The sequence below is a fragment of the Actinosynnema sp. NPDC023794 genome, assembly GCF_040639675.1.
Classification (GTDB): Bacteria; Actinomycetota; Actinomycetes; order Mycobacteriales; family Pseudonocardiaceae; genus Actinosynnema; species Actinosynnema luteola.
The window spans coordinates 436,793-453,940 of sequence record NZ_JBFAFR010000002.1; the positions used below are offsets into that span (position 1 = coordinate 436,793).

Here is a 17,148-nt window from a genome sequence, read left to right on the forward strand (position 1 = left end):
TCCGGGCAACCATGGGCGTCGAGCAGCGCACGTCACGGACCACTGCGAGATCGCGAACGACCTGCCCGCCGCGGAGCGGCAGATCGAATTCAGCCGGGCGACCGAGCCCGCCGTCTGCGGAGCAGCGGCGATTCGACAGGGACTACCGTATACGCCATGGCCGGCCGACCTGGAACCTCGCGCAAGGGCACGACCCGCAGCACCGGCTCCGGGTCGAAAGCCCGCGCGAGCGCGTCCCGTTCCGGCGGGTCCCGACCGGCCTCGAAGCGGTCACCCGCCAAGCGCGCGCCCGCGAAGAAGTCGTCCGGCTCCGTCGGCAGGGTCTGGGGCCTGCTCGGCCGCGGCGTCGGCTCGGTGGTCCGCGCGGTCGGCCGCGGCAAGGAACTCGACCCCGCGCACCGCCGTGACGGCTTGGCGCTGGTGCTCATCGCGGTGGCCGTGATCACCGCCGCGGGCGTGTGGTGGCAGGCGGGCGGACCGGTCGGCCAGTGGGTCGACGTCGCCGTGCGCAGCTCCGTCGGCGGCCCGGCCGTGATCTTCCCCGTGGTGCTGCTGGTGATCGGCGTGACGCTCATGCGCACCGACCCGAACCCCGAGGCGCGGCCACGCCTGGTGATCGGCTCGATCCTGGTCGCGGTCGGGTTCCTCGGCATGTTCCACCTCGCCGGCGGCCTGCCGATGGACCCGGTCGCCCGCCGTGACGCCGGTGGCGCGTTGGGCTACCTCTCCGGCGGATTCCTCGCGCAGGGCCTCACGTCGTGGGTCGCCGGGCCGCTGCTCGTGCTGATCTTCGCCTACGGCGTGCTGCTGCTCGCGCACCTGCCGATCCGCGACGTGCCCGGGAAGCTCGGCAGCCTCCTGCACCGCAAGCCCGACCAGCTCGACGGTTTCGGCGCCGAGGAGGCGGGGGCCGAGCCCGAGCCGGAGGAGAAGCCGGCCAAGCTCCGCCGCCCGTCCCGCAACCGCCGCCAGGCCGTCGCCGCCACCGCCACCGACGAGCAGCCCGAGCTGCCGCTGGACGAGGAGCCGCCGCCACCGCCGCCGGCGGCCAAGCCGACGCCCAAGCCGAAGGCGACCCCGGAGACCCCGAAACCCGCCGCGATCGCCGTGCGCGCGGTCGAGGGCGACTACCGGCTGCCGCCGCCGACCATCCTCAAGGACGGCGACGCGCCGAAGGCCCGCAGCAAGGCCAACGACGTGATGATCGAGGCCATCTCCGGCGTGCTCGACCAGTTCTCCATCGACGCTCAGGTCACCGGCTTCACCCGCGGCCCGACGGTCACCCGGTACGAGGTGGAGCTGGGGCCGGGCGTGAAGGTCGAGAAGATCACCGCGCTGACCAAGAACATCGCCTACGCGGTCGCCACGGACAACGTGCGGCTGCTGGCGCCGATCCCCGGCAAGTCCGCGGTCGGCATCGAGGTGCCCAACAGCGACCGCGAGATGGTGCGGCTGGGCGACGTGCTGCGCTCGCCGTCCACGGTCAAGGACAACCACCCGATGGTCATCGGGCTGGGCAAGGACATCGAGGGCCACTTCGTCACCGCGAACCTGACCAAGATGCCGCACCTGCTGGTCGCGGGCTCGACGGGTTCGGGCAAGTCGAGCTTCGTGAACTCGATGCTGGTGTCCCTGCTGGCGCGCGCCACCCCGGACGAGGTCCGGATGATCCTCATCGACCCGAAGATGGTCGAGCTGACGCCGTACGAGGGCATCCCGCACCTGATCACGCCCATCATCACCCAGCCGAAGAAGGCCGCCGCCGCGCTGGCCTGGCTGGTCGAGGAGATGGAGCAGCGCTACCAGGACATGCAGGTCAACCGGGTTCGGCACATCGACGACTTCAACCGGAAGGTCAAGTCGGGCGAGATCACCGCGCCGCCGGGCAGCGAACGCGTCTACCGCCCGTACCCGTACATCATGGCGATCGTGGACGAGTTGGCCGACCTGATGATGACCGCGCCGCGCGACGTCGAGGACGCGATCGTCCGGATCACGCAGAAGGCGCGTGCGGCGGGCATCCACCTGGTGCTGGCGACGCAGCGGCCGTCGGTGGACGTGGTGACCGGCCTGATCAAGACGAACGTGCCGTCACGGCTCGCGTTCGCCACGTCGTCGTTGACCGACTCGCGGGTCATCCTGGACCAGCCGGGCGCGGAGAAGCTGATCGGCATGGGCGACGGCCTGTACCTGCCGATGGGCGCCTCGAAGCCGGTGCGGGTCCAGGGCGCGTACGTCGGGGACGACGAGATCTCCGAGATCGTCAACTTCGCCAAGGACCAGGCGCAGCCGGAGTACACCGATGGCGTCACGGCGGCGAAGGCGGGCGAGAAGAAGGAGATCGACGACGACATCGGCGACGACCTGGAGGTGCTGATCCAGGCGGCCGAGCTGATCGTCACGTCGCAGTTCGGCTCGACGTCGATGCTGCAGCGCAAGCTTCGGGTCGGCTTCGCCAAGGCCGGTCGGCTCATGGACCTGCTGGAGACGCGCGGCGTCGTCGGGCCGTCGGAGGGGTCGAAGGCCCGTGAGGTCCTGATCAAGCCGGACGAGCTGGACTCGGTCGTCCACCTGATCCGCGGCGGTTCCGGCTCGGGCGACGACGGGGAAGATTGACCCCTCATTCTGCGCATTGCGTCGGATCGGCGCGTCTTGGCGGGTCGTCGAATTCGGTCGAACGAGTGGGTCGAACCAGTCGAATGCGCTGGAATCGTCCTGCGCGCGTGCACCCCGGCGTTGACCCGAGGACCATTGGGGTGCAATAGTTCGTCCACTCCGCCGCTTTACCAGGTATCCCGCGCGGCAGGTGAATCGAAGCGATTCGACAGCCGCGACGAGTGGGCAACGGTGCCCGGGAAGAAGCGTCATGAACAGGATGCGCTCGGCCGCGGTCGCGGTCGCTTTGGTGGGATCCCTGCTCGGTGCGACCGGTGTCGCGCACGCCGCGGCCTGGTCGTCCAGCGACCAGTGGGCCACGTGGTCGAACGGCGGGTACACCGTCCGCAACAACATCTGGGGCTCCGGCGCCGGGTTCCAGTCGATCTGGGCGAACTCCTACAGCAACTGGGGTGTGTGGGCGAACCACCCGAACACCGGTGGCGTCAAGTCCTACCCCCACTCGGCGAAGATGATCAATCAGCGGCTCAGCGCCCTGACCAGGCTTTCCAGTTCCTTCAACGTGTCCAGGCCGAGCGCGGGCGCCTACGCGACGACCTACGACATCTGGGCCAACAACCACGCCTACGAGATCATGATCTGGATGAACAAGCAGGGCGCGGTCGGGCCGATCGGGTCGAGGCAGACCACGGCTACCGTCGGCGGCCACACCTGGGACGTGTACCGGGGTTCCAACGGCTCCAACGCGGTGTTCTCGTTCATCCGCACGAGCAACACCAACGCCGGCACGGTCGACCTGCTGGCGGTGCTGAAGTGGATCCAGGCGCGCGGCTGGTACGGCGACGTCACGGTCGGCGACGCGCAGTTCGGTTTCGAGATCACGTCGTCGTCGGGCGGGATGAACTTCACCTCGAACAACTTCTCGATCACCAACTGACCTCCGGCCCGGACGGGCCGCCCGAAATTGTCAGACCCTGCCGGCAGAATGAAAGCAGGGGTCCCCTGGGCGGGGACCCCTGCGCAGCATCACGCCGATCGGAACGTCAGCTCGCGCCGAACTCGCGCACGGCCTTGTAGTACAGGTCCGCCGTGCGGTTGCAGGACCAGTTGCCCGCGCACTGGTGGTACAGGTCGGTCTTGAAGTTGTTGTCGATCCTCAGCCGGGTCGTCTCGTTGAACCGCCCCTGGCGCTTGTAGTTGCGGTAGCCGAAGTCGTGCCGGTGGCAGGCCGGCAGGAACTTGAACCCGAACGGGTTGTCCGGCGACCACGAACAACCGTCCGACGACCAGTCGAGCTGGTCGCTGTACGGCCGCTGCGTGCGCAGGGAGCTGAACTGCGACAAGGACTTGCTGAAGAGGTAATCGTCGGTCACGGCGGGCGCGTTGATGGCCGCCTGGCCGACACCGGTGCCGACGCCGACCAGCAGGGCGAGCGAGGCGAGCACGACGGTGAAAGCATTGCGCAGGGATTTCGTGAGCACTGTTTCTTCCCCCTCGGTTTTCGGGCTTGAGGGGTTCTTACCGGTCGAGATCAACGCGCAACAGCCCCGATCGGCTCATACCGCGTCAACGGCGGGTGAACGTTCACCCGCACGTGATCGCCGGGTCACTCGGCCGCTGGGCCGTCCGGGGGCAGACCTCTTGGGCCGTCACGCCCCTTCGCGCGAGCCGAACCGCCTACCGCGCTGCCGGTGCTCGGCCGACGCCGGTTGGTCCGCCGGCACGGCCACAGGCGCCGCCGGCACTTCGCACGGCGGTCGCGGGCCGTTCGGGCACAGGTCGTTCCGGCGAACGGGTGTGATCACGTCGCACGCCGGCGGTAGTACTCCGACACCCAAGGCCCGGCCAGCCCCGCCGCCATGACGTACCCGAACGCCACCAGCCACACGACCGGCCCCACCGCGGCGGCCACCGATGGCACCACCAGGCACTCGGCGACGAAGACCAGCACCCAGAACACCAACCGCTTCACCCCCGACCGCAACGGGTGCCTGCCGATCGAGCGGTCGTACCGGTATCCCGCGCGCAGGCCCACCAACGCGCCGATCAGTGCGATCACGCCACCCTCCGTGTGCAGAAGCCGGTCGGCGACGCGACCGCGGCCGAGGCAAGCGCTTGCGGCTGCCCGGCGACGTCACCGTCCGTTCGCGGGACATGTCCGCCGCGCCCGGCGGGCTCCGCGCCGACGACGCGCACGCCGACGTTCGGCGGCGCGTCGGGCACGGGCAGGCCCGCCGGGCGGGGCGCGCCCAGCGACCTCGGGTGCGCGTGGACCGGTCTGGACCGGTCCGGGTCGAGTGGGCGAGCCGAACCCCTCCGCACCGGCTCGACCAGCTCGATCAGCACCCGTGCTCCATCGCTGGGCACGTCAGGGAGTTCGCACCGCGCTCGGCGGGCCCGAGCGCGGTCATCTGCCCGGCTCGTCGTGGTCGTCGCCCCGGTCGAGGAACCGCTGGATCGTCGGCTCGTCGGGGAACTCGTCGTCCTCATCCGTCTCGATGAGGCGTTCCGCGATGGGCACCGGTTCCTCGACCCACGCGGGTTGGAAGTCGTCGCTCGGCAGCAGTTGGTGGCGGCGGGCGAACTGCTCGGCGGCCTCGCGGATGGACTCGCGCAGCGTGCCGACGACGACCGTCTCGGCGGTGTAGGTCAGCTCCACGAGGAGCGCGCGCATCCGGTCGAGCTGGTCGTCCTGGTCGGCGTTCTCCGCCAGCTGCGGCCACAACCGGCGTTCGAAGACCTCCACGAAGTCGGCCGCGATGCCGTCGGTGGCCGTGCGCAGGTTCGCGAACTTGTCCAGCACGTCCTCGCTCGGGACGGTCAGCGCGGCGAGCCGGTTGCCCGCTTCCAGCGCCCAGCGGCGGACGTGCGGCCACCCGTGCCGCCAGCGGACCAGGCCGAGCTGCACGGCGCGGCGAAGGACGCGCGGCCGGACGTCGCCGAGCGGTACCAGGCGGCTGATGTCGCGGACCTTGATCCGGACCCAGTCGTCCGGTCCCTCCGCCTCGCCGACGCCCAGCACCGCCGCGACGCTCGCGCCCTTCTCCCGCGCCTTCACCAGTTCGGCGATGGCGGGCAGGGAGAAGCCGCGGGACTGGAGGCGCTGGACGAGGGTGAGGCGTTCCAGGTGGGAGGCGTCGTAGTAGGCGACGCGGCCCTGCCTGCGGGGCGGGTGCAGCACGCCCTTGGTCTGGTACATCCGGATCGTGCTGCCCGGCAAGCCGACCCGGACCGCCAGCTCGTCGACCGTCAACTGCTCCACGTCGCCGATCTTGGAGGAGGGCGTCCGCAGAGTCAAGACTATTCGAGTGAACACTCGAACAGTTACAGGTGCAGCAGCATGCGCGAGTTGCCCAGGGTGTTCGGCTTCACGTACGAGAGGTCGAGGAACTCCGCCACGCCCTCATCGGCCGACCGCATGATCTCCTCGTACACCTCGGGGGAGACGGGCGTGCCGTCGATCTCCACGAAGCCGTGCCTGCCGAAGAACCCGGTCTCGAACGTCAGCACGAACAACCGCTGCAACTGCAGTTCGCGGGCGGTCTCGATCAACCGGTGCACGATCCGGTGGCCGATCCCCCGGCCCAACGCGTGCGGCGACACCGCGACCGTGCGGATCTCGGCCAGGTCCTCCCACAGCACGTGCAGCGCGCCACACCCGAGGACCACACCGTCCTCCTCTGCGACCCAGAACTCCTGGATGTCCTCGAACAGCGTGACGAGCGGTTTGGACAGCAGCACCTTGCCGGCGTACGCGTCGATGAGGGCCTTCATCGCCCGAACGTCGCCGGTGCGGGCGCGACGCACGTTGATCGAGTCGTTCACGCGCTCAACGTAACCCTCCGTCGTGGAGGTGGCCTATCCGGCAGTCGACCCGATGAAATCTCCCCAGGCGAGCCCCTGGAGCCGATTCTGCGCGGTTTATCGGCGTGGAACGGCTCGGAACTTCGCTGCCGGAGGTGTCAGGTGCTCCGGAGCTCCGGGATGGGCAACCACCGGTCGTTCCGCGACGAGCAGGAGCTGCTGTTCATGCCGGTCTACGCCGAGGACCGAGACGTGCTGCCCGTCGCGGCCGTCTGCGGCGCCGACGCCTCCGGCAAGTCGAACCTGCCGGGGGGCCTGAAGTTCACGTCCGACGCGGTGCGCGCTCGTTCGCCCGGTGGCGTCCGGGCGGCGGTATTCGCGTCGACCGTTCAAGGTCGACCCGGCGGCGCGAGCACGTCCTGTCCGACCGGTCGGGCGGTGACGTCACGTTCGGCAAGGCGGTCGCCGGGGCGGGTGCCGAGGGGGAGCTGGTGGAAGTCGGTCGCAATCGCGACGAATACATTGCTTCGACCTCTCGAGGATCTCATCCTGCTTTATTCGGTGAGCTCTTCGAGTTGGAGGAGGAGTCGACCGGGACCCGGTGCCGGCGCCGTGCGGCACGGCCCCGGCGATGATCGGGCGTGAGAATTCACCGCGCCGGTCGAATCGGGCTGTTCCGCCGCAGCGGAACAACGTGCTCGTCGTCAGCGACGGCCAGAAGACCAGAAGCCGGTACTTCTCCGGATTGCGGCTGGCCCGGCGTGCGCCGATCACGGTGAAGTGCGAGGTCGGCCCGCGCGGCCCGACTCGGGCCGGACGACCCGGCCACCGACGTCGGTCGCCTCGTCCAGGCGCTGCTGCGCGCCTGACCTGGACAGCACACCCCACGGGCGGACGGGGAGGGGGCGAGCGCCGGTTACGCTGAGCACCGTGTCTTCCCCCACCACGTCCAAGCGCGTCGCCATGCTGACCCTCGGGTGCGCCCGCAACGAAGTCGACTCCGAAGAGCTGGCCGGCCGCCTCACCGCCGGCGGCTGGGAGTTGGTCGACGACGAAGCCGACGTGGTCGTGGTCAACACGTGCGGCTTCGTGGAGTCCGCCAAGAAGGACTCCGTGGACACCCTCCTCGCCGCCGCCGACAGCGGCGCGAAGGTGGTCGCGGTCGGGTGCATGGCCGAGCGCTACGGCGCCGAGCTGGCCGACAGCCTGCCCGAGGCGAACGCCGTGCTCGGGTTCGACCACTACACCGACCTCGCCGACCGGCTGGACGACGTCCTGGCCGGTCACGCCATCGAGTCCCACAAGCCGGTCGACCGACGCACGCTGCTGCCGCTCACGCCCGTGCAGCGACCGAAGGCCGCCGAAGAGGTCCAGGTCCCCGGGCACGGCTGGGGCCCGCGCGTGCTGCGCACCCGCCTCGCCGACACGCCCGTGGCGCCGCTGAAGATCGCCTCCGGCTGCGACCGCCGCTGCTCGTTCTGCGCGATCCCGTCGTTCCGCGGCGCGTTCGTCTCCCGCCACCCGGACGAGGTGGTGGCCGAGGCGGTGTGGCTGGCCGAGCAGGGCGTCCGCGAGGTGTTCCTGGTCTCCGAGAACTCCACCTCCTACGCGAAGGACCTGCCCCGCGAGCTGGGCGGCCTGGAGCTGCTCCTGCAGCGGCTGGCGAAGGTGCCCGGCATCGACCGCGTCCGCGTGTCCTACCTGCAGCCCGCCGAGACCAAGCCCACGCTGGTCAAGGCCATCGCCACGACCGACGGCGTGGCCGACTACTTCGACATGTCCTTCCAGCACTCCAGCGAGCCCGTGCTGCGCCGGATGCGCCGGTTCGGCTCCACCGAGTCGTTCCTCGGCCTGGTCGAGCAGATCCGCTCCCTCGCGCCGCGTGCGGGCATCCGCAGCAACGTCATCGTCGGCTTCCCCGGTGAGACCGAGGAGGACGTGGCCGAGCTGGAGCGCTTCCTCACCGCCGCCCGGCTGGACGCGGTCGGCGTGTTCGGCTACTCCGACGAGGACGGCACCGAGGCCGAGAACCTGCCGGACAAGCTGGACGCCGACACGATCGCCGAGCGCGTCGCCCGCATCTCCAACCTGGTCGAGGAGCTCACGTCCCAGCGCGCCGAGGACCGCGTCGGCGAGGAGGTCGTCGTCCTGGTCGAGACCGAGGAGGACGACGACAACGACTGCGTCGGCCGCGCCGCCCACCAGGCGCCCGAGGTCGACGGCGAGTGCGTCATCACCAACGCCGACGGCCTCAAGGTCGGCGACCTGGTGCGCTGCCGGGTCGACGAGTCCGAGGGCGTCGACCTGGTCGTGACAGCGATCGAGGTGCTGCCGAGGTGACCGAACCCGCGCGCGTGCCGGTGCTGAACATCGCCAACGTGCTGACGATGTCCCGGCTGGTGCTCGTGCCGGTGTTCCTCTACTTCCTGTTCGCCGAGGACGGCCACCAGCCGTGGTGGCGGCTGGCCGCGTTCGGGGTGTTCGCCGTGGCGTCGGTCACCGACCACGTGGACGGCAACCTGGCCCGCAAGCACGGCCTGATCACCGACTTCGGCAAGATCGCCGACCCGATCGCGGACAAGGCGCTGACCGGCGCCGCGCTGGTGGGCCTGAGCCTGCTCGGCGAGCTGCCGTGGTGGGTGACGGTGGTCATCGCGGTCCGCGAGCTCGGCGTGACGCTGCTGCGCTTCTGGGTCATCCGGCACGGCGTGATCCCGGCCAGCCGCGGCGGCAAGGCCAAGACGCTCGTGCAGATCGTCGCCATCGGCCTGTACGTGCTGCCGCTGCCGTCCTGGTTGGACGCGGTCTCGGTGGCCACGATGGCCGTGGCCGTGGTGCTGACCGTCGTCACGGGCGTCGACTACGTCATCCGCGCGTTCCGGCTGCGGGCCAGGGGCAAGCGGGCGGTGGCCGGGGCGTGAGCGCCGCCGACGTCGTCCACACCCTCAAGACGCGCGGCGAGACGGTCGCCACTGCCGAGTCGCTGACCGCGGGCCTGGTGACCGCCGAGCTGGCCTCCGTGCCCGGCGCCAGCGCCGTGGTGCGCGGCGGGCTCGTGGTCTACGCGACGGACCTCAAGCACACGCTCGCGGGCGTGGACGCGGCGTTGCTGGCCGAGCACGGCGCCGTGCACCCCGAGGTGGCCCGGCAGCTCGCCGAGGGCGCGCGGGAGCGCTGCGGCGCGACGTGGGGCCTCGGGCTGACCGGCGTGGCCGGTCCCGACCCGCAGGACGGCGTCGGACCGGGCACCGTCCACATCGGTTTGTCCGGTCCGTCCGGAACGTTCGTCCGAACGCTCACTCTGGGTGGTGGTCGTGACGAAGTCCGCAAGAGTTCGACTGCGGCGGCGCTGACCCTCTTGCTCGACCACCTCAAGATCCCCCGTCGAGTGACGTGAGCAGCGCGTTCCCCGTCACACCCGGACACCCTCGCGGGAACTTACCGACGAGTTCACTCGTTCGCCCTTGGCGGACGTGTCGGGAAGTCACTGCCCGTCGACGGGACGGGTCGGTAACGTGGTGGCACGGCCGGCCGGAAGGAGGCGCGCGATGACCGTGCTGCTACGCGAGGCGATCGGTGATCGGCTCCGCCATGCCCGCACCACCCAACGCCGCACGCTGCGCGAGGTCTCCAGGACCGCCCGCGTCAGCCTGGGGTACCTCTCCGAGGTGGAGCGTGGCCGCAAGGAGGCGTCCAGCGAGCTGTTGGCCGCGATCTGCGAAGCGTTGGACCTGCCCTTGTGGGAGCTGCTGCACCTGGTCGCCTCGGACATCGGCGCCGTCCAGCGCCCCGTGCCGACGCCCGCCGAGCTCACCGAACGGGCGCCCGCGTCCGCGTCGGCGGGTCTGGAGGGCGGCACGATGGTGCCCGCGGTGATCGGCAACGACCTGTCCGACCTGCGGTTGCAGCCCGTGCTGACGCATCGGCTGTCCACTTCTATCAGCAAGCCGCGCAACGCGGTGGTGGCGGCGTAACACCAGTTGACACGTGCCCGAGCCGAGCCGGTCCGACCGGCTCGGCTTTCGGCGCTTGCAACGAGTTGGCAACCCCGCACGGGGTCGCCGCGTCGCCCGGGAGGCGGACGGGCAGGATGACCATGCCGACGAAAGTCGGGGGGTGACTCAGGGTGATCCCGGATATCTCCCCAGGTCGGTGGAAGCAGCGCGGGACACCTGACACGATGGAACCAACACCGGCACCGGGTCGTTGCCAATCACGAGCGCGAGCCAGGGAAGTGCGGAGAAGGCAGGCGTAGGAGATGGCCAACCCTTTCGTGAAGGCATGGAAGTACTTCATGGCGGCTTTTTCGTCCAAGATCGACGAGCACGCCGACCCGAAGGTGCAGATCCAGCAGGCCATCGAGGAGGCGCAGCGGCAGCACCAGGCGCTGTCCCAGCAGGCCGCCGCGGTGATCGGCAACCAGCGCCAGCTCGAGATGAAGCTCAACCGCCAGCTCGGCGAAGTGGAGAAGCTCCAGGCATCCGCACGCCAGGCGCTCGTGCTCGCCGACGAGGCGAGGGCGAAGGGTGACGAGACGCGCGCGGCGCAGTTCGAGACCGCGGCGCAGGGCTTCGCCACCCAGCTGGTGACCGCGGAGCAGAGCATCGAGGACCTGAAGACGCTGCACGACCAGGCGTTGCAGGCTGCCACGCAGGCGAAGCAGGCGGTCGAGCGCAACGCGATGGTCCTGCAGACCAAGCTCGCCGAGCGCACCAAGCTGCTCAGCCAGCTGGAGCAGGCGAAGATGCAGGAGCAGGTCTCGCACTCGCTGCGCCAGATGACCGAGCTGGCCGCGCCGGGCAACACGCCGTCGCTGGAAGAGGTCCGCGACAAGATCGAGAAGCGGTACACCACCGCGCTCGGTTCCGCGGAGCTGGCGCAGAACTCGGTGCAGGGCCGGATGCTGGAGGTCCAGCAGTCGACCACCGAGATGGCGGGCCACTCGCGGCTGGAGCAGATCCGCGCGTCGATGGCGGGCGGCAAGGTCGCCGGTGAGGTCACGAGCGGTCAGCCCGCGAGTGCGAGCGCGAGCATCCAGCAGGAGATCCAGCAACGGGTCCAGCAGACGCAGGCGCAGCCCACCCAGCAGGTCCAGCAGAACCCGCCGGCGAGCCAGAGCTGAGAGGGTGGTGTCCGCGATGGAACCCCGGCGGAAGGTGGCCGGCGAGATCGCACAGGTCATCGGCGGCCAGCTCCAAGGGCAGATCGCGGACCAGGTGAAGCGGCGGTACGCCGCCTGGAACGACCCGCGCGCGAAGCTCGACCGGCGGTACCGCCGGTCGAGCCGCGTGCTCACCTTCTGGCTGATCGTGCTGGCCCTGCTCGCGGTGGTCGGCACGCTCACGCTGGTCGGGGTGCTCGGCGCGGCGCCCGGAGTGGTGGCGGCCCTCGGGTTCGCCGGCACGTCCGTGCTGGCCGTGCGCACCAACTTGAAGATGAGGGTCATCGACGCCGAGCGGCGGCAGCTGCAGGCCGCGCCGACGCCCGAGCCGCTGCCCGCCCGGTCCTCGGCGGCACGTCAGCCGATGGAACGGCTGGAGGACGCCCAGGACACGTTGCGGGAGCTGCTGCGCCAGCTCGACTCCGCGGCGCTGACGTCCATCCCCGCCGACTCGGTCGAGCAGGCCCGCGCGACCGGCGCCGAGGCCGCGTCCGCGATCCGGGCCGTCTCCCGCCAGTTGCAGGCCGTGGAACGGGCGCGCGACACCGCCCCGCCGCTGGACCGCGCCCCGCTGGTCGAAGGGGTGCGAAGACTGCGGGCCCAGCTCGACGAGGGCGTGGACGGCTACTGCGGCCTCGTCGCCGCCGCCGGTCGGGTGCTCGCCGAGAGCACCGCCTCCAACCCGCGGCAGGTCCTGGGCGACGCGACGGACCACCTCGCGGGCCTCGCCTCGGCGTTGCGCGAGCTGTCGCGCTGACGCTCGTCGCGGATCTCCGCACCTCTCGCACCGCCATCTGCACGAACCACGATTGCGTCACGTTGCGTAGCGGAGTTGCGCTAACCTTCAGGCTGCGGTGGCGTACGCTGCTGCGATCGTGTGATTATCAGACCGTTATATAGCCGCGGCCACTACTTGGCGTGGCAGGATCCCTGGGTCGGACAGCGTGGTCCGTCCTGGTCGCCGGGGGAGGTCATTGAGTGGCGTTGTGGACCGTGCGCGGTGATGGCCGCCCCATCGACGGTGACGCCGTCGCGCCGCAGGAGCGGCTGACCTGGCCGCGCACCATCGGTTTCGGCGCCCAGCACCTGGTCGCGATGGCAGGCGCCACGATCCTCGTACCCGCCACCACCGGTCTCCCGGTCAGCACCACCCTGCTGTTCTCCGGTCTCGGCACGCTGCTGTTCCTGCTGATCACCCGCAACCGCGTGCCCAGCTACCTCGGCGCGTCGTTCGCGTTCATCGCGCCGCTGTCCGCCGCCCGTGACGAGGGCATCGCCGCGCAGCTCGGCGGCGTGCTCGCGGCGGGCCTGCTGGTGATCATCATCGGGGTCGCGGTCAAGGCGCTCGGCGTGCGGCTGCTGGAGGCCGTGATGCCGCCGGTGGTGACCGGCGCGGTGGTCGTGCTGATCGGGCTCAACCTGTCGCACCGGGCCACCGACTCGTTCGCCCAGCAGCCGCTGCCCGCCGTCGTCACGATGGGGATCATCCTGCTGTGCGGCGTGCTCGGCCGCGGCTCGTCGTTCCGCTTCTCCGTGCTCATCGGCGTGGTCGTCGGGTGGGCGCTCGGCTTCTGGCTCGGCCTGGTCGACACGGCCGCGGTGGGTCGGGCGGCGTGGTTCGGGCTGCCCGAGTTCCACGCGCCGGAGCTGCGGCCGTCGGTCACCCTGCTCGTGCTGCCGGTGGTGATCGTGCTGGTCGCGGAGAACGTCGGCCACGTCAAGGCGATCGGCGCGCTGACCGGCCGCAACCTCGACGGCAACGTCGGCGACTCGATCATCGCCAACGGCGTGTCCACCGCGCTGGCCGGCGTCGGCGGCGGGTCGGGCACCACCACGTACTCCGAGAACATCGGCGTGATGGGCGTGACCAAGGTCTTCTCGACCGCCGCGTACGCGGTGACGGGGGTGGCCGCGGTGCTGATGTCGTTCTCGCCCAAGGTCACCGCCGTGCTCGCGACCATCCCGGCGGGCGTGGTCGGCGGCGCGACGCTGGTGCTGCTCGGCCTGATCAGCCTGGTCGGCGTGCGGGTGTGGATGGAGAACCGGGTCGACCTGGCCAACCCGGGCAACGCGCTGGTCGGCGGCGCGGCCCTGGTCGCCGGGGTCGGCGACCTGACGCTGGAGCTGGGTGACATGGAACTCGGCGGCCTGGTCTGGGGCTCGCTGCTCGTGGTGATCCTGCACCCGATCCTGCGCTGGCTCCGGACCGCCCGGAAGGCCTAGGTCAACCCGCCGTCTGCGGCGCAGCGGCGGTTCAACGCAGTTCGCGGTTGATGCGGTGCACCAGCCCGGGGCCCTCGTAGATGAACGCGGTGTAGAGCTGGATCAGGCTGGCGCCCGCGTCCAGCATCCGCTTCGCGTCGTCCGGGCTCGCGATGCCGCCGACGCCGATGATCGGCAGCTTGCCGTCGGTCTCCCGGCTCACGAACCGCACCACCTCGCGGGCGCGTTCGGTCAACGGCCTGCCGCTCAGCCCGCCCGCCTCATCCGCCAGGCTCCGGTCGGCGGGCGCGAGGCCGTCGCGCGACAACGTGGTGTTGGTCGCGATCAGGCCGCTGACCTCGTGCGCGGCGCACACCTCCAGCAGTTCGGCGATCGCCTCCTCGGTCAGGTCGGGCGCGATCTTGACCAGGATCGGCTTGCGCGGCTTCGACCCCGCCAGGTCGTGCGCCGTGGCGTTGAGCGCGGACAGCAGCTCGGTCAACGCGCCGCGGTCCTGGAGGCTGCGCAGACCCGGCGTGTTGGGCGAGCTGATGTTGATCGCGAAGTAGTCGCCGTGCCGGTAGAGCGCGCGCAGGGACGTCCGGTAGTCCTCCACGGCGTCCTCGACGGGTGTGATCTTGGACTTGCCGAGGCTGATCCCGAGCGGCACGGACAGCGGGCCGAGGCGGTCGAGCCGGTTGGCCAGCTCCAGCGCGCCGTCGTTGTTGAAGCCCATCCGGTTGATGATCGCCTCGCTGTCGCGCAGCCGGAACAGGCGCGGCTTCGGGTTGCCGGGCTGCGCGTGCCGGGTGACCGTGCCGACCTCGACGAACCCGAACCCGAGCGCGGCCCACGCGGGCAGCGCCCGGCCGTTCTTGTCCAGTCCGGCGGCGAGGCCGACCGGGTTGGGGAACCGCACGCCGAAGACCGTGCGCGCCGAGGCGGGCTTGCGCTTCACGAGCTTCGCCGCCGGGCTCAGCTTCGCCATCACGCCGAGAGTGGTCTCGTGGACCCGCTCCGCGTCCCCGCCGTGCATCCGGAACAACGCCTTGCGCACCACGCTCTTGTAGACCACGGCGGTAACCCTAAGCGATCGGCCCTGGCTGGCAGCGCGGGCACCAGTACGCGGGACGCTCCAGCACGCCCGCGCCCTGCCCGCCGACGCGCACCTTGGTCCCGCAGCGAAGGCACGGCTTGCCGCCCCGCTCGAACACCCAGTGCTGCCGCCCGCGTCCCATCAGGCCGGTCGTGCTCTGCTCCGGGCGCCACGCGTTGGCCAGCAGCAGCTTGCGCGCCAGCCGCACCGCGTCCGCCGGGTCCACCGCCGACACCGGGCTCCACGGCGAGACCCCGAGCAGGAAGCACACCTCGGCCTTGTAGAGGTTCCCCACGCCCGCCATCACGCGCTGGTCGAGCAGGGCGAGCCCCAGTTCGCGGTCCGGGTCCGCGGCCAGCCTGGCGACCACCTCGGCCGCGCGTCCGTCGTCCCAGTCACCCAGCAGGTCAGGCCCCAGGTGGCCCACCAGCCGGGACTCCTGGTCGGTCGGCAGCAGCTCCAGGTCGTGCAGCGCGAACCCCACCGCGACCCGGTCGGGCACCTCCAGCAGCGCCCGCACCTGGTGGCCGGGACGCCGCCACCGCTCGCCAGGCCGGTAGAGGTGCCACGCGCCGTCCATCCGGAAGTGGCTGTGCAGGCTCAGGTCGCCGGAGAACCGGGTGAACAGGTGCTTGCCGACCGAACGCACCTCCAGCACGTCCCGCCCGGCCAGGTCGGCGGTGGCCCACTTCGGGTGGCGGATCTCGCCGCGCAGGAGCCGGTGGCCGGCCAGCGCCTCGTTCAGGCGATGCCCGGCCAGGAAGACCGTGTCACCCTCGGGCACCGCTGTCGAACGCCATCTTGAGGCCGAACCCGACCAGCACGGACGCGGTCAGCCGCTCGGTCCACCGCCGCACGGCGGGCTTCGCCAGCACGACCACCGCACGCCCGGCGAGCCACACCACGACGAGCTGCCACACCTGGCCGATGGCCACGTGCAGGCCGACGAGCAGCGCGCCCCACCCGGCCGACGCCTGGTCGGACGGCAGGAACTGGGGGAGCAGGCTCAGGTAGAACACACCGATCTTGGGGTTGAGCAGGTTCGTGGTGAACCCGATCCGCAACGCCTGCGCCGGCGTGATCGCCAGGACGTCGGCCGGCCCGTCGAACGTGCCGCCGCGCCACGACTTCCACAGCGCCGATCCGCCGAGCCACAGCAGGTACGCCGCACCCGCGTAGCGCACGACGTCGTACGCGAGTTGAGACGCCACCAGGAGTGCGGTCAGCCCGGCGATGCTCGCCGCGCCCCACACCAGGCAGCCGAGCGTGGTGCCGAACCCGCCGACCAGGCCGGCCTTGCGCCCGCCGCCGAGCACCATGCGCAACAGCATCATGGTGTCCAGGCCCGGCGTGATCGTGAGCAGGACGGCGGCGACGGTGAACGCCAAGAGGGCGGCCGTGCTCACGCGTCCACCGCTTCCTCGATCTCCTCGTCGTCGAAGTCGTGGTGCACGGCCCTGCGTCTGCTCCGGCTGATCCGCAGTATCCGGGCCAGCAGCAGGTTGAACGCCAACGCCACCTCACGTGCGCCCGGCGTGCCCCACTCGTGGATCGGCATGCACGCACCCTGCGCCTGCTGCACCGCGAGCCGGTCCGGCAGCGCCACCGGCATCACCAGCGGCCCGAAGATGTCCCGCAGCTCGTCGATGCGGAACTGGTGCTCGTGCGACCTCGGCCGCACCCGGTTCACCACCACGCCCAGCGGCTGCAGGTCCTCGTTGTGCTCACGTTCGGCCTGCACCGCTTCGAACGCCCGCTGCACGCCCGCCACCGCGAACATCGTGGGCTCCGTCACCAGCAGCGCGCGGTCCGCCGCGACCAGCGCCGACCGGGTCAGCTGACCCAGCGACGGCGGGCAGTCCAGCAGCACCAGCTGGTAGGGGTCCTCGTCGTCCTGCAACAGCCGCAGCGCCTCGCGCAGCCTGCCGAGCCGAGTCTCGCCCGGGTCCGGGTGGTTCAGCGACTCCGCGTCCTCCGAACCGGCGAGCACGTCCACCCCGTCGCCCCACGCGCTGGGCGCGATCGCCTTGTCCACCGTGTCGCGGCTCGGGTCCTGGAGGACGTCGTAGATGCTGGCCTCGGTGTCCTCCGGTTCCAGCGTGGAGGTGGCGTTGCACTGTGGATCCAGGTCGATGACCAGCGTGCGGACGCCGCGCCGAAGCGCCGCCGACGCGAGACCGAGCGCGACCGTCGTCTTCCCAACGCCACCCTTGAGGCTGAGCACCGCCACCGTATGCACGTAGTGCAGCCTACGGCCCTTACGCTCTAC

19 protein-coding genes are annotated in these 17,148 nt (G+C 70.9%); 10 read left to right on the top strand and 9 right to left on the bottom strand.

Annotated features, from left to right (window positions below; translation table 11 throughout):
* The first annotated feature begins 156 nt into the window (after positions 1-156).
* Positions 157-2,616: an FtsK/SpoIIIE family DNA translocase gene (locus AB0H12_RS06635; RefSeq protein ID WP_499621331.1), complete on the top strand. Its 2,460-nt coding sequence runs from the start codon at positions 157-159 to the stop codon at positions 2,614-2,616.
* Positions 2,617-2,866: 250 nt separating this feature from the next.
* Positions 2,867-3,553: a glycoside hydrolase family 12 protein gene (locus AB0H12_RS06640; protein ID WP_499621332.1), complete on the top strand. Its 687-nt coding sequence runs from the start codon at positions 2,867-2,869 to the stop codon at positions 3,551-3,553.
* Positions 3,554-3,659: 106 nt separating this feature from the next.
* On the opposite strand, the gene AB0H12_RS06645 is transcribed toward AB0H12_RS06640, so the two are convergent.
* The 5 genes from AB0H12_RS06645 to AB0H12_RS06665 form a co-directional block, all read right to left on the bottom strand.
* Positions 3,660-4,097, bottom strand: coding sequence for a phospholipase (locus tag AB0H12_RS06645; protein ID WP_499621333.1), 438 nt, complete (start codon positions 4,095-4,097; stop codon positions 3,660-3,662).
* 320 nt (positions 4,098-4,417) lie between these two features.
* Positions 4,418-4,675, bottom strand: a complete 258-nt coding sequence (locus AB0H12_RS06650) for a hypothetical protein (protein WP_499621334.1) — start codon at positions 4,673-4,675, stop codon at positions 4,418-4,420.
* Positions 4,672-4,962 (bottom strand): hypothetical protein, encoded by a 291-nt coding sequence (locus AB0H12_RS06655; RefSeq protein ID WP_499621335.1) that lies wholly within the window; start codon positions 4,960-4,962, stop codon positions 4,672-4,674. Before AB0H12_RS06655 ends, AB0H12_RS06650 begins: the two co-directional genes overlap by 4 nt.
* A 61-nt stretch (positions 4,963-5,023) precedes the next feature.
* Entirely contained in the window at positions 5,024-5,878 is an 855-nt protein-coding gene (locus AB0H12_RS06660) for a MerR family transcriptional regulator (protein ID WP_499621336.1), read from the bottom strand.
* 62 nt (positions 5,879-5,940) lie between these two features.
* Positions 5,941-6,441 carry an amino-acid N-acetyltransferase gene (locus tag AB0H12_RS06665; protein WP_308257318.1) on the bottom strand — a complete coding sequence of 167 codons (501 nt, stop codon included), beginning with the start codon at positions 6,439-6,441 and terminating at the stop codon, positions 5,941-5,943.
* Between the two features lie 159 nt (positions 6,442-6,600).
* Here AB0H12_RS06665 and AB0H12_RS06670 point away from each other — a divergent pair, with 159 nt between their 5' ends.
* The 8 genes from AB0H12_RS06670 (at position 6,601) to AB0H12_RS06705 (ending at position 13,804) form a co-directional block, all read left to right on the top strand.
* On the top strand, positions 6,601-7,065 hold the full coding sequence (locus AB0H12_RS06670; RefSeq protein WP_499621337.1) for a hypothetical protein: 465 nt from the start codon (positions 6,601-6,603) through the stop codon (positions 7,063-7,065).
* A gap of 318 nt (positions 7,066-7,383) precedes the next feature.
* A complete protein-coding gene (gene rimO / locus AB0H12_RS06675) occupies positions 7,384-8,760 on the top strand; it encodes a 30S ribosomal protein S12 methylthiotransferase RimO (protein ID WP_499621780.1) in 1,377 nt (458 codons plus the stop codon).
* A 47-nt stretch (positions 8,761-8,807) separates the two neighbouring features.
* Positions 8,808-9,341: a CDP-diacylglycerol--glycerol-3-phosphate 3-phosphatidyltransferase gene (gene pgsA, locus AB0H12_RS06680; RefSeq protein ID WP_499621783.1), complete on the top strand. Its 534-nt coding sequence runs from the start codon at positions 8,808-8,810 to the stop codon at positions 9,339-9,341.
* Entirely contained in the window at positions 9,338-9,817 is a 480-nt protein-coding gene (locus AB0H12_RS06685; protein WP_499621338.1) for a CinA family protein, read from the top strand. Before pgsA ends, AB0H12_RS06685 begins: the two co-directional genes overlap by 4 nt.
* Positions 9,818-9,968: 151 nt before the next feature.
* On the top strand, positions 9,969-10,394 hold the full coding sequence (locus AB0H12_RS06690) for a helix-turn-helix domain-containing protein (protein ID WP_123746079.1): 426 nt from the start codon (positions 9,969-9,971) through the stop codon (positions 10,392-10,394).
* Positions 10,395-10,678: 284 nt separating this feature from the next.
* Complete coding sequence (locus AB0H12_RS06695) at positions 10,679-11,542, top strand: PspA/IM30 family protein (protein WP_499621339.1); 864 nt, start codon at positions 10,679-10,681, stop codon at positions 11,540-11,542.
* Between the two features lie 16 nt (positions 11,543-11,558).
* Positions 11,559-12,338 (top strand): phage shock envelope stress response protein PspM, encoded by a 780-nt coding sequence (pspM, locus tag AB0H12_RS06700; protein WP_499621341.1) that lies wholly within the window; start codon positions 11,559-11,561, stop codon positions 12,336-12,338.
* Positions 12,339-12,559: 221 nt separating this feature from the next.
* Positions 12,560-13,804 (top strand): uracil-xanthine permease family protein, encoded by a 1,245-nt coding sequence (locus tag AB0H12_RS06705; RefSeq protein ID WP_499621342.1) that lies wholly within the window; start codon positions 12,560-12,562, stop codon positions 13,802-13,804.
* Positions 13,805-13,835: 31 nt separating this feature from the next.
* Here AB0H12_RS06705 and AB0H12_RS06710 read toward each other — a convergent pair whose 3' ends face one another.
* The 4 genes from AB0H12_RS06710 to AB0H12_RS06725 are packed head-to-tail and all read right to left on the bottom strand — an operon-like array spanning position 13,836 to position 17,118.
* A complete protein-coding gene (locus tag AB0H12_RS06710) occupies positions 13,836-14,858 on the bottom strand; it encodes a quinone-dependent dihydroorotate dehydrogenase (RefSeq protein ID WP_499621343.1) in 1,023 nt (340 codons plus the stop codon).
* Positions 14,859-14,868: 10 nt separating this feature from the next.
* Complete coding sequence (locus AB0H12_RS06715; RefSeq protein WP_499621344.1) at positions 14,869-15,663, bottom strand: DNA-formamidopyrimidine glycosylase family protein; 795 nt, start codon at positions 15,661-15,663, stop codon at positions 14,869-14,871.
* A complete protein-coding gene (locus AB0H12_RS06720) occupies positions 15,650-16,285 on the bottom strand; it encodes a LysE family translocator (RefSeq protein WP_499621345.1) in 636 nt (211 codons plus the stop codon). The genes AB0H12_RS06715 and AB0H12_RS06720 overlap by 14 nt, the downstream gene beginning before the upstream one ends.
* Positions 16,282-17,118, bottom strand: a complete 837-nt coding sequence (locus tag AB0H12_RS06725; protein WP_499621346.1) for a ParA family protein — start codon at positions 17,116-17,118, stop codon at positions 16,282-16,284. The genes AB0H12_RS06720 and AB0H12_RS06725 overlap by 4 nt, the downstream gene beginning before the upstream one ends.
* Positions 17,119-17,148: the final 30 nt, after the last annotated feature.